Source organism: Carboxylicivirga sp. (genome assembly GCF_982718395.1).
This window is the reverse complement of sequence record NZ_CEXQWX010000054.1, coordinates 24,583-36,039: the sequence shown is the minus strand read 5'-3', so window position 1 is coordinate 36,039 and position 11,457 is coordinate 24,583. Positions and strand designations below refer to the sequence as shown.

11 protein-coding genes and 1 riboswitch are annotated in these 11,457 nt (G+C 38.8%); of the genes, 2 read left to right on the top strand and 9 right to left on the bottom strand.

All coding sequences use genetic code 11. The annotated features are described in order from the left end of the window. Positions 1–199: 199 nt before the first annotated feature. The 4 genes from thiC to trxA (AC4MRQ_RS11900) all read right to left on the bottom strand — a co-directional run bounded on the left by thiC (position 200) and on the right by trxA (AC4MRQ_RS11900) (position 3,388). Entirely contained in the window at positions 200–2,017 is a 1,818-nt protein-coding gene (thiC, locus tag AC4MRQ_RS11915; protein ID WP_491197899.1) for a phosphomethylpyrimidine synthase ThiC, read from the bottom strand. Between the two features lie 17 nt (positions 2,018–2,034). Then, positions 2,035–2,238, bottom strand: a complete 204-nt coding sequence (thiS, locus tag AC4MRQ_RS11910; protein WP_491197898.1) for a sulfur carrier protein ThiS — start codon at positions 2,236–2,238, stop codon at positions 2,035–2,037. A 27-nt stretch (positions 2,239–2,265) separates the two neighbouring features. Then, positions 2,266–2,361: riboswitch (TPP riboswitch) on the bottom strand. A gap of 90 nt (positions 2,362–2,451) precedes the next feature. Beyond that, the gene (gene trxA, locus AC4MRQ_RS11905; RefSeq protein WP_491197897.1) at positions 2,452–2,916 is read right to left on the bottom strand and encodes a thioredoxin; all 465 of its coding nucleotides are present in this window, start codon (positions 2,914–2,916) and stop codon (positions 2,452–2,454) included. Positions 2,917–3,028: 112 nt separating this feature from the next. Continuing rightward, positions 3,029–3,388 carry a thioredoxin gene (gene trxA / locus AC4MRQ_RS11900; protein WP_491197896.1) on the bottom strand — a complete coding sequence of 120 codons (360 nt, stop codon included), beginning with the start codon at positions 3,386–3,388 and terminating at the stop codon, positions 3,029–3,031. Between the two features lie 153 nt (positions 3,389–3,541). On the opposite strand from trxA (AC4MRQ_RS11900), the gene AC4MRQ_RS11895 reads away from it, so the two are divergent. Both AC4MRQ_RS11895 and AC4MRQ_RS11890 read left to right on the top strand, forming a co-directional pair. Further along, positions 3,542–4,972 (top strand): CCA tRNA nucleotidyltransferase, encoded by a 1,431-nt coding sequence (locus AC4MRQ_RS11895; protein WP_491197895.1) that lies wholly within the window; start codon positions 3,542–3,544, stop codon positions 4,970–4,972. Between the two features lies 1 nt (position 4,973). After that, positions 4,974–5,483, top strand: coding sequence for a TrmH family RNA methyltransferase (locus tag AC4MRQ_RS11890; RefSeq protein ID WP_491197894.1), 510 nt, complete (start codon positions 4,974–4,976; stop codon positions 5,481–5,483). Positions 5,484–5,646: 163 nt separating this feature from the next. On the opposite strand, the gene AC4MRQ_RS11885 is transcribed toward AC4MRQ_RS11890, so the two are convergent. The 5 genes from AC4MRQ_RS11885 to AC4MRQ_RS11865 all read right to left on the bottom strand — a co-directional run bounded on the left by AC4MRQ_RS11885 (position 5,647) and on the right by AC4MRQ_RS11865 (position 11,376). Continuing rightward, entirely contained in the window at positions 5,647–6,417 is a 771-nt protein-coding gene (locus tag AC4MRQ_RS11885; protein ID WP_491197893.1) for a LytR/AlgR family response regulator transcription factor, read from the bottom strand. Then, positions 6,398–7,474, bottom strand: coding sequence for a sensor histidine kinase (locus tag AC4MRQ_RS11880; RefSeq protein WP_491197892.1), 1,077 nt, complete (start codon positions 7,472–7,474; stop codon positions 6,398–6,400). Before AC4MRQ_RS11880 ends, AC4MRQ_RS11885 begins: the two co-directional genes overlap by 20 nt. Positions 7,475–7,520: 46 nt before the next feature. Further along, positions 7,521–8,153, bottom strand: coding sequence for a hypothetical protein (locus tag AC4MRQ_RS11875; protein WP_491197891.1), 633 nt, complete (start codon positions 8,151–8,153; stop codon positions 7,521–7,523). Positions 8,154–8,176: 23 nt separating this feature from the next. Beyond that, complete coding sequence (locus tag AC4MRQ_RS11870) at positions 8,177–10,312, bottom strand: TonB-dependent receptor plug domain-containing protein (RefSeq protein ID WP_491197890.1); 2,136 nt, start codon at positions 10,310–10,312, stop codon at positions 8,177–8,179. Between the two features lie 470 nt (positions 10,313–10,782). Continuing rightward, entirely contained in the window at positions 10,783–11,376 is a 594-nt protein-coding gene (locus tag AC4MRQ_RS11865; protein ID WP_491197889.1) for an FMN-binding protein, read from the bottom strand. Positions 11,377–11,457 lie beyond the last annotated feature (81 nt).

Here is an 11,457-nt window from a genome sequence, read left to right as displayed (position 1 = left end):
TGCTCTTCCGATCTAGAATCAATAAAAGCAGTCATCTCTGCCTCACTATAGGCTGGTTTACGGACGTGCAGTACCTCCAGACCAGCATCAAATAAGGCATTGATGGCTTCTATTTCTTTGTCAAGTTTCGTTGGGTAACAAATTACAATTGGCTTCATAAAGTCTAGTTTTAATCTCGCACAAAAATAACTGTTATTCTCTACATATATAACTCTCCGCCCGATTCTTTGAATAATTCTTTTTTATCCTCCAACTTCTTAGCTAAGTCCCTCACTTCCATAGTACTTTTCATTGAGCAGAACTTCTCGCCACACATTGAGCAGAAATGAGATGATTTGTAGCCTTCATCCGGAAGGGTTTTATCATGGTATTGCATAGCCGTTTCCGGATCGAGAGCCAAAGAGAATTGGTCCTTCCAACGAAATTCAAAGCGTGCTTTACTCATGGCAAAATCCCTGAACTGTGCTCCCGGAAATCCTTTCGCCACATCAGCAGCATGCGCAGCAAGCTTATAAGTAATCACACCCGTTTTAACATCGTGCTTATCTGGCAGGCCAAGGTGCTCTTTAGGAGTTACGTAGCATAACATAGCAGTACCATGCCAGGCAATCATAGCTCCACCGATAGCTGATGTAATGTGGTCGTAGCCCGGGGCAATATCTGTTGTTAGTGGACCTAAAGTATAGAATGGAGCTTCTTTACAATGCTCCAACTGTAAATCCATATTCTCTTTGATACCTTGCATTGGTACGTGACCAGGACCTTCAATAATTACCTGTACATATTTATCGCGGGCAATCCGAGTCAACTCGCCTAAAGCTTCTAATTCACCAAACTGGGCACGATCATTTGCATCGGCAATTGAACCGGGACGCAGGCCATCACCCAATGATACACCAACATCATAAGCTGCCAATATGTCACAGATCTCATCAAAATGGGTGTACAGGAAGTTCTCTTTGTGATGATATAGCATCCATTTAGCCATAATGGAACCACCACGCGACACAATTCCTGTAACACGGTGAATTGTGGACGGTATATGCTTCCATAACAAACCGGCATGAATGGTAAAGTAATCAACGCCTTGTTCAGCTTGCTCAATCAGTGTATCCCGATAAATCTCCCAGGATAATTTCTCTACATCGCCATCCACTTTTTCCAAAGCCTGGTACAAAGGAACTGTTCCTACCGGTACCGGTGAATTACGCACAATCCATTCGCGGGTTTCGTGTATGTTATTGCCTGTTGATAAATCCATAATAGTATCAGCACCCCAACGAACCGCCCATACTGCCTTCTCAACTTCCTCTTCAATGGATGAGGTAGTTGGAGAATTACCAATGTTGGCATTGATTTTCACTAAGAAGTTACGACCAATAATCATTGGTTCCGACTCCGGGTGGTTGATGTTAGCAGGTAGAATAGCCCGGCCGGCGGCAATTTCATCACGCACAAATTCAGGTGTTACTTCTTTCTCTGGTATTTGAGCGCCAAAGCACTGGCCTCTGTGTTGACGATACTTCTCACGTACCTGCTGAATTTGTTGATTCTCACGAATGGCAACATATTCCATCTCAGGAGTAATAATTCCCTGGCAGGCATAGAAATATTGTGTTGCGAACTTACCATCTTTAGCCTTTAAAGGATTGGAGCTTACATGGTCGAATCGTAAATGATCAAGACCAGTATCTGCCAATCTCATTTGCCCATATTCAGAGCTCAATTGAGTTAATTCCTCAACATCACCACGTTCTTTAATCCATTGCTCCCGTATTTTAGGTAATCCTTTTTCCAGATCAACTAGATAATTAGGATCGGTATACGGACCACTCGTGTCATATACGGTAATGGGAGGATTTTTAATAATATCCCCTTCACTTGTTTTGGTTTCGCTTAGCTCAATCATGCGATGAGCAACTTGAATATCGTGAATTGAACCTTTTTCGTAAATCTTTTTTGAATTAGGAAAAGGGCCAGTTGTTAGCTGTTCCTGTGATATTTTCTTTTGTGTCATTGTAATGTGGATATGAATTAGCCTCCCTGGCTGGCTTGTATAATCAGAATTTTATCTCCGTCAGAAATTTGGGCTTTAGGCCATTGGCCTTTGGGCACTACCATGTCGTTTAGAGCAACGGCAATACCGCCTTTTTGATTTTGACCGATATGCTGAAGCACATCGACAATTGATGAAGTGTCAGGCAATTCTGTTGCTTGCCCATTAATAATAATGTTCATTGTCTGCGAATATTAACGGGAAGCCTGAAAGAGAGTCATTCATATCCCTGCGACAGCATTACCTGCATCAGGTTCAATGGGTGTAATCTCAGCCTGTCATTTAAGGCACCCCGAATAATTAACGGCTCAAAGGTAATCGAAAATAAAACTTCTAAACAAGAAAAAGCCGAAGAAAAAATCTTCGGCTTTCAAATTCTAATCTAAATCTAAAAGTTACTTTTCAACTTTCAATATTTCGGTAATCATAGTTTCTAAATCGTTTTTTGATCGGTAGCCCATTGCTGCCTGAGGTTCGCCTTCAAGTGGCACAAATACAATAGTTGGTAAGCTTCTGATTCCAAATGTAGCTGCTAATTCTTTTTGTTTGTCGGTATCAATTTTATAAATCTGCACTTTGCCGTCATACTCTTTTTGGATTTTGTCCAAAACAGGAGATAGCATTTTACAAGGTCCGCACCAATCCGCATAAAAATCAAGAATTGCAGGTACTTGACCTTGATAATTCCATTCGGTGCTGGTTTCGTAGTTAAACACCTTTTCCTTAAAACTATCAGCATCTAAATAGATAACAGAGTTTTCACCTTTTGCTTTGTCTTCATCAGGTGCTGATGCTAACCGAAATCCCGCTGCTGATATTAATAATGCTCCACTAATAAGTGTAAATAATAACTTCTTCATATCTAAAATTCTTCTTAAGGTTAAACTCTGTTATTGTCTGTTTAGTTTGTCCAAATTACTGTTTTAACAGGGTATTAACAGCTCTTCGATCAATACACAATCAGACTGTTGTTTATTTTTCCACTTTTAAAACATCTTTAAATGCCTTAATAAATGTGTCTTTTGGCAGAGCTCCCTGCGCCATTTGTGGTTGTCCATTCTGTGGAATGAATAATATTGATGGAATACTTTGGATTCCAAAAGCACCAGCCAGTTCGCGTTCTGCTTCTGTATCTACTTTGTAAATATCTATTTTACCATCGAATTCGGCTGCTAATTCATCCAAAAGGGGGGCAACCACTTTACAAGGCCCACACCAGTCGGCGTAAAAATCAATAACAGCAGGTTTATCGCCCTCAAATTTCCACTCTTTACTGTCGGTATAGTTAAAAACTTTTTCTTTAAACGTTTTGTTGGTCAAGTGTTGTACCATGATTTTTTATTTAATTGTGAATACTGCAAAGATAATAATTATTTCTAAATATCTAGAAATATACATGTGTCGATATTTCAACAATGATGCCAAAATTGATATCTGCCATAATTGGTCAAAATGCCATATTATTATTGTAATTTTGTCAGCAATATGAGAGAAGAAGCACAAAAGCGGGTGAAGAAAAGTCTTAATCACCCTGTTTTTCACACTATAAGGGATATTAGTAAAGAAATGAAGCGGCCAGCCTTTGTAATTGGAGGTTTCGTTCGCGATTTATACCTGAATCGTCCGTCAAAAGATATTGATGTGGTTGTATTGGGCAGTGGGATCGAATTGGCTGAGCAGGTGGCGAAGAAACTGGGAGGATTGCGCCTGACGGTTTTTAAGAATTTTGGAACGGCCATGTTACGCTACCGTGATCTGGAGGTTGAGTTTGTAGGGGCCCGTAAGGAGTCATACCAGCGAAATTCCCGAAAACCAATAGTTGAAGATGGTACATTGGAAGATGATCAGAACCGGCGCGATTTTACCATCAATGCATTGGCCTTAAGCCTGAATAAAGAGAACTATGGCGAATTGGTCGATCCTTTTAATGGGATGATTGATATGGAGAACGGTATTATACGCACTCCTCTTGATCCGGATATTACCTTTTCGGATGATCCTTTGCGCATGATGCGAGCCATTCGTTTTGCCACACAATTGAATTTTAGAATCGAAGAAAAAACATTTGAAGGAATAAAGGCACAAAAAGAGCGCATTGAAATAGTGTCGGGTGAGCGTATTGCTGATGAATTGAATAAAATTGTGATGGCCGATAGGCCTTCAATTGGATTTAAGCTGTTGGAATGGACCGGATTATTGGCAATTATTTTCCCTGAATTTCAGGCGATGAAAGGAGTTGATAAAGTAGACGGCCGTGCACATAAGGATAATTTCTACCATACACTGGAAGTTCTGGATCGTATTGTACCCAATACGGACAATTTATGGCTACGTTGGTCGGCTATATTGCATGATATTGCCAAACCACGCACCAAGCGCTATGATAAAAAGCTGGGTTGGACTTTCCATAATCACAATTTCATTGGAATGAAGATGATTCCTAAAATTTTTGGACGTATGAAATTGCCTTTGAATGAAAAGATGAAATACGTTCAGAAGATGGTTGGTTTGCATATGCGTCCAATTGTATTGAGCGAGGATGTAGTAAGTGATTCAGCTGTGCGTCGTTTACTATTTGAAGCAGGTGATGATATTGATGATTTGATGACGCTATGTGAAGCCGATATCACCTCAAAGAATGAAGCAAAGGTGAAACGCTACATGCGAAACTTTAAAGTGGTTCGTAAAAAGCTAAAGGAGATTGAGGAAAAAGATCATATTCGCAATTTTCAGCCTCCTGTTACAGGTGAGGTAATAATGGAAACCTTTGGCTTAAGCCCTTGTAAAGAGATCGGTGATCTGAAAGCGATTATAAAGGAAGCTATTCTTGATGGGGAAATTGCAAACAATTATGAAGAGGCCTTTGCTTTGATGTTAAAGAAAGGTGAGGAGATGGGCCTTAAGCGTGTTAAGTAGTATGCCTGAAACACATTCAAAATATTTCTTCGACGAATCAAACACAGGTAAATTGCCTGAAGGTAATGATGTGATCATCATCACAGATAACTTCTCAACTCCTGAAAATATCGGGAGTATAATCAGACTAGCTGCCAATGTAAATGCATCGCAAGTGATTGTAGTTGGCAGCGAAGATTGCAGACAAAGTAAGGTGAAGAAAACAGCTGGTGCGGCCATTGGGCATGTTAAGGTCAGCTGGCAAACTGCTGATAACCTTTCAATTGATGATGGATATGAATTAGTTGCTTTGGAAACTGTGGAAGGTGCTAAAAACATTTATGAAACAGAGCTTCCTGCCAGAATGGCTCTTGTTTTGGGTAATGAGAAATATGGTGTTTCCCAGGGTTTTCTTGATAAATGTGAGAGTGCCATTTATATTCCAATGCCGGGAGCCATCAAGTCAATGAATGTTTCACATGCAGCATCGGTTTGCCTGTTTGAATGGTATCGTCAAATAAGTCTGAAATAAATACACGACTTTTTTATCTTTTATAAAACAAATAACTATATTTGTTTCAGAATAAGATAAGTAATCACAAAGATATTTAAAGCAAACAAGTTGGTTTTCCACTTGTTTTTAGGGTTAGTTTTTTAAGGGTTAAAAGGGGAGCAGCTTGTTCCCCTTCCTGTTTTTATTGAGCTCCATTCTCTAACCAGGATTTGAATACTTTAACCCGTTCGCGGCTTACCACAATTTCATCACTGTTATCCATTCCGGTCAATTTCAACTTTAGTCGTGAATTACTATAACTTATTATGTCGCTGATAGCGGCACTGCTAACAATAAATTTCCGACTGATACGATGAAATTTCGATGGATCAAGCTGGATTTCATATTGGTCAAGACTTTGGTCTAAAGCATAGCAATTGCCTTGTAAAGTCCTTAAGTAGATTGATTTATCTTCACTATAGAAAAAACTGATATTGTTGGTATCAATCATCCTCAAGTGTTCACCAACCTTGATCAAAAAGCGTGTTTTATAGTTTTGTTGTTCAAGTAATTGTTGCGCATGTATTATTGCATCTTTAACAAGGCTTAAGTCACTCTTTTTCTGCTTCTGAAATTTATCTATTGCAAAACGAAGCTCAGGCTCTTCAATGGGTTTAAGCAAATAATCGAGGCTATTTACTTTGAAGGCTTTTAGAGCATATTGGTCGTAGGCCGTAGTGAAAATGATCGGGAAATTTATATTTAATTGTTCAAATATTTCAAAGCTTAATCCATCTCCGAGTTGAATGTCAAAAAAGGCAAAGTCAGGGTGCGGGTGATGTTTCAACCAATCAACCGTTGAATCCACGCTATCGCATATACCACAGATGTCTGAATCAGGATAGAGCCCGGTAATCATCTGCGATAAGCGTTTTACTGCCAGGTGTTCGTCTTCAACGATTAATATCCGCATTATCAATATAGATTAATGGTAAATGAATTGTAAAAGTATTCGTATCCTGTGTAATTTTAAGCTCTTTATTCGTTAGATACTTAATACGCTCATTTAGGTTTTTCAAACCCATTCCTGAGTCAGAACTATTCTTCTTAGGGTAATAAGTATTTGAAATAATAAGGTATTGTCCATTTAAACTGATACTTAGTTTTACTTTTTTGGTGCTCGAAATCATATTGTGTTTAAAAATATTTTCTACCAACATTTGAACAGATAGCGGAATTAACATGGCATCAGTCTTTTCCACCTCAGTTATTTCGTATAAGAAGTTATCGCCAAAGCGAATTTTTTGAAGGTATATGTATCGCCTGACAATACTTAATTCCTCTTCAATTGGTATAAGTTCTTTGTTCTTTAATTGAAGTAAATCTCTGTAAAAACATGAAAGTTCATTGGTGAATTTTTTGGCCGATTCCACATCCAACTCAATCAGTGAAGTTAAAGCATTCAGGCTGTTAAAAAGGAAATGTGGATTAACTTGCGTTTTTAGTGATTCATACTGCAATTGTAAAGCCTGACGTTTCAACTGCTCACGGTTTTCAACTTCTCTGCGCCAGGCAATGAAAAAAGACCGGGCATAGAACCACATGGCAATTAGGTAGAAGATACCAAACTCAATTAACATCATATTACCAAAGAACTCCCAGAATTTTTCAATTGCTATGCCCCTTATAATAATATGCCAAAACCAGTTAACCGATAGAATGGCTATGGTGCAGTATATTGTTGAGGACACTAAAACAATTAAAAGGCTTTTAACCGGTTCTGTAATCCATGCCACATATTTATACTCGAGCCATCCAAAGACAAATCCGAAGCTAAATAAGCTATAGCCTAATAGTAAACTGTAACCAGCATTGTGAACCAGTAATTTAGTATTTAAAAGGCAGGATGGGCATGAAAACCCCATAAATATCAGCCCGATCAGGATTGATGATAAACCAAACCAAAGAAAGATGATCAGTTTTTTTCTGGAACTGTGTTTTTGCTTATTTGGATTGCTATAGATGCTCATGAATCTGCATTTGATGAACTAAAGATAGGGATTAATATGGATGCTGCTATTTTACAGCAATACACTTGTCAAGCATTTTTTTGTTGTGATTAGCTCCCCAATCAGGCCAAAGCGGATTGTCATTTTTGACACTAGCAAATAGTTCAGCAGCCTTTTCGTAAAGTGGTTTAGCTTTTGTTTTACCTCCTCCAAATATCTTTGGTGTATGGTATACATTATTGGCACGGCAATAGTAAATACGAGGATTAGAAGCATTAAGTTGTTCGGCTTTAGCCAATGCCTCATTGGATAAGCTTGAGTATTTGTACCCACGTATTGGACTGGTAATACGTACCGAGTAGATTAATGCCTGCAATGTATGTACTTCCGATTCATCAGACTTGGTTTTTAGTAATACATCCAGTTCAGCTTGTGCCATATCCAATTGATGATCAATGGAGTCGGCATCTTTCATAAAGTGTGTTGTGCGAGTATAGGCATAAGCTACATAGTACGTCGGCAGCCATTTGTCTTTCTCAACATTGGCGATGCGTTTAAAACTAGCTGCCAGTTGGTTTATCTCTTCTACATTGATCGATTTGTAAAGTTTATCAATGTTCTGTTTCATAACTGCTTCGTAATCGCTGGCGTAAGCCGAAGTCATGATCACTAAAGTGAAAAGGAAAAATAAAGTTTTCATAGTCATATAATTTATGTTAGAAATTAATTTTTAAGTGATATAAATATGCCCAGGAATAAAAACTGCTTGATATCAGGCAGAATAGGCATCTGCACAAACTCACCGTTATTGGCTGGGGAAGGTATGTTTCGATATCCCACCAGGTGATCGCGTCCAAGAAGGTTTGAAAAAGAAAAATGAACAATGGTCTCATGATCACCTAAAGTTGTCAGGTAACTAAAGTTTACACTCAAATCATTATAAACGGGTGCCTTTCGACTCATGAAGGAAGTGTCACCGGCTTGGTGATACGACCGTCCCGATGCTACCAGCCAGGTGGCTCCGATCTGTGTATTAATGGCACCTAAAAAGTACTTGCCAACAGCAGAAAAGGTGTGTTCTGAGATAAAAGATGGAGTAGCAGCGGTGGGATAAAATTTATAGTCACGCTCCGTGTCGATGTACGAATAAGACAACCAATAGTCAGTATATTTGAATGTTTCGCGATCTCTGAAAAAGACGTCAATTCCTTTAGCATAACCACTGCCATCATTATTAATATCGCTCAACAGATAGTTAAAGTCAGTGTTATAACGAATCAGTTGCTGATAATCTTTGTAATAGGCTTCAATTCTGAATAGTCGGTTTTTAATTGATCCTGTCTGGTATCCAATAAGGTAGTGAATAGCTTTTTCGAATTGTAATTCAGAAGTAAACTTCAGGTAATCGTTTACAGGGTTTTGGAAGTAGTGGCCCCAGGCAGCCGTCATATGACTGTTTTTGCCCGTTTTGTAGGCCATTGAAAAGCGCGGTGAGAGACTTGAAGCCTGCAGGTATGTAGAGTGCTCATAGCGCAGTCCCGGACGAATTGCAAGTTTTGCTGATAATCGGATTTCGGGCTCAATAAATGCACCAATGATATGGTCATTAACATTAGCATCAAAAAGTAAGGGTTCGGTCAGGTGTTTATATTTTTGATCGTAGAGGGTAAAAGCATCCGACAGGCCATAGTTTAACTCAATGGCATTAAATATAGGCTGATTAATGGCCAGGCGTGCTTCGATATTTAGTTCCTTGTCCAGAGTTCGATTTGGACCGGCCAGTTGACGATTTTGATCCATGGTAGTTGCCAGTCCGGCTTTTAAGCAACTGTTATTGAATACAGGAACAGTATAACTCATATTAATATAACCGGTTCCTCCTTCAGTATCGATATTAGTGGTATAATCACCAATCTGAGTGTTAAATTCCTGAACACCATAATCAAAGGTCGAGAAGAGCTTAAATAGTGCACCCTGATCGTTTTTCTGCCGATGCATCAGGTTCAGATTGACTGCCTCAACCGGCTTCACCCAATCCAGACGATTGTTAGCCATGTTAAAATATGGAGCGAGGTTGGTATAGCTCATTCCCAAAGAAGTGGATCGATTTGGCTTACACCAGGTTTTGGATGCTTCTGTACCGACTGACATTAATGAGATGCTTGTCAATTCTTCAATAGCAATATCATTCGATTCTAATATCAATATGGATGAAAGCGCCTGACCATATTCAGCCGAATAGCCACCCGTACTGAAAACCGTTCCGCTAAACAGGCTGGGAGCAAAGCGTCCGCGTGTAGGTAAATCGGGTACCTTAGAGTAATAAGGTTTGGCAGCCAGTAAACCATCTACATGAACTTTCGTTTCTGCAGCTTCTCCACCTCTCACTAACAAACGTCCGTCATCAGAAGCTGTTTGAACACCCGGCAAAGTCTTTAAAGCGCCATTGATGTCGCCCAGCGAACCGGCAGTAGTGTAGATATCGAGCGGCTCCAATACGGTAGCACGTTTTTTATCACCGGCGCTAAAGGTTCCGGCTGTAATGGTTACAGCATTGAGACTGGTAACACTTTCTTTCAGGATTACCTGAATGTTATCTTTGATTTGATCAACAGCAATTTCTTCCGCTTTATAGCCAATATAGCTCACGATCAGGGTTTGCGAATTATCGGCTTTCAATTCAAAATGACCATCGGTATCACTGATGGTTCCATCGTAGGAGTTTTTTATAGTTATATTGACACCAACCAAAGGACTGTTGTCTTTGGCTGTTACTCTTCCACTGATAGTTCTTTGTGCGTGTACACTCAGACCATGTATCAGTAATATCAGGATAATGGTGGTTAGTTTGATTTGCATCGTTCAATTCGTTTATAGTTGATTGACGATTCAAATTTGCTGCAAACAAACAAGCCTTAAAAAATAATGATGACGAGTTGTCGGATTAGGGTGATGAGTTGTAAAATAAAACCAGCTGAGTCTAAATGGTTTTATTCTCCAGTTCAATTTTATACATATTAAGTGTTAATAATTTTCTCATAATGAGCAGATATTCAAATGGTATGCAATGATTCGTATATGCAAAGTAAGCAATTGCGGGCTTCAAGTTTATCAAACCGATATAATTTTGAAGCGGGCTGCAACATTTGATTTTACTAGTCCCTTGCTTATTTTTTTATACATTGTTGGCATTTCGTTGTTTATAACTAAACTATAAAAAGTCAACTACCTACACCGCACGACGTATTCACATATTGTGGTGTAGGTAATTACAAAGCTCTTCACAAGACATGTCCACACAAAAAATACGTGTACTATAAGACATATAGCTATTTATTTTTTTTACCCGCAGCCATTTCTGCTTTTATCAACGCAAGTGTAACAGCATATCTAAAGCGGTATAAAGAGTAAGTAGCGCCCGAAATGGCATCTACCTCCCACATTTCCTGTTTTTCTAAAAGTTGTTTTTCCATATCAGGATATGCAATGGCAGGGGATGTACCTGATTTACTCATTTGCTCGTTGTATTTCTTATCCGATTTTTTATCGTCGCCATTCTTATGTATCTCGTTATATTTTACTGATGTAATTTTTTGATCCACAATGGAAAGTTCTACCATATGCTTGTAATCATATGCATCGTAGGGTGACTCTCCAATATAAGTGCCATTCGCAGCATACTGTGGCAAAACCGGCAAATTATAGGCATTGATTAGTTTCCGGAACATAGTGTCTACATCGCTTATAGAGTGTGTTTCCAACACAAAATGCAAGTTCTTAAAGTCTGCTTTAAAATATTCGTTTTCGGGCATATATTTTTTTATATCATCTAAGCTTCCGTCTTCGTTACAGTCTTGTTCCATCGAAACGCATGAAAAAAGTATCCCATGTAAAAGGATGAAAAAGATTAATTTGGTATTCATAATGTCGATTTTATAGTTTAAATATTCATGTCTAAATTAATATCGTCAAAATTTTTAGCTGCAAGTCTCTAAAATATTATC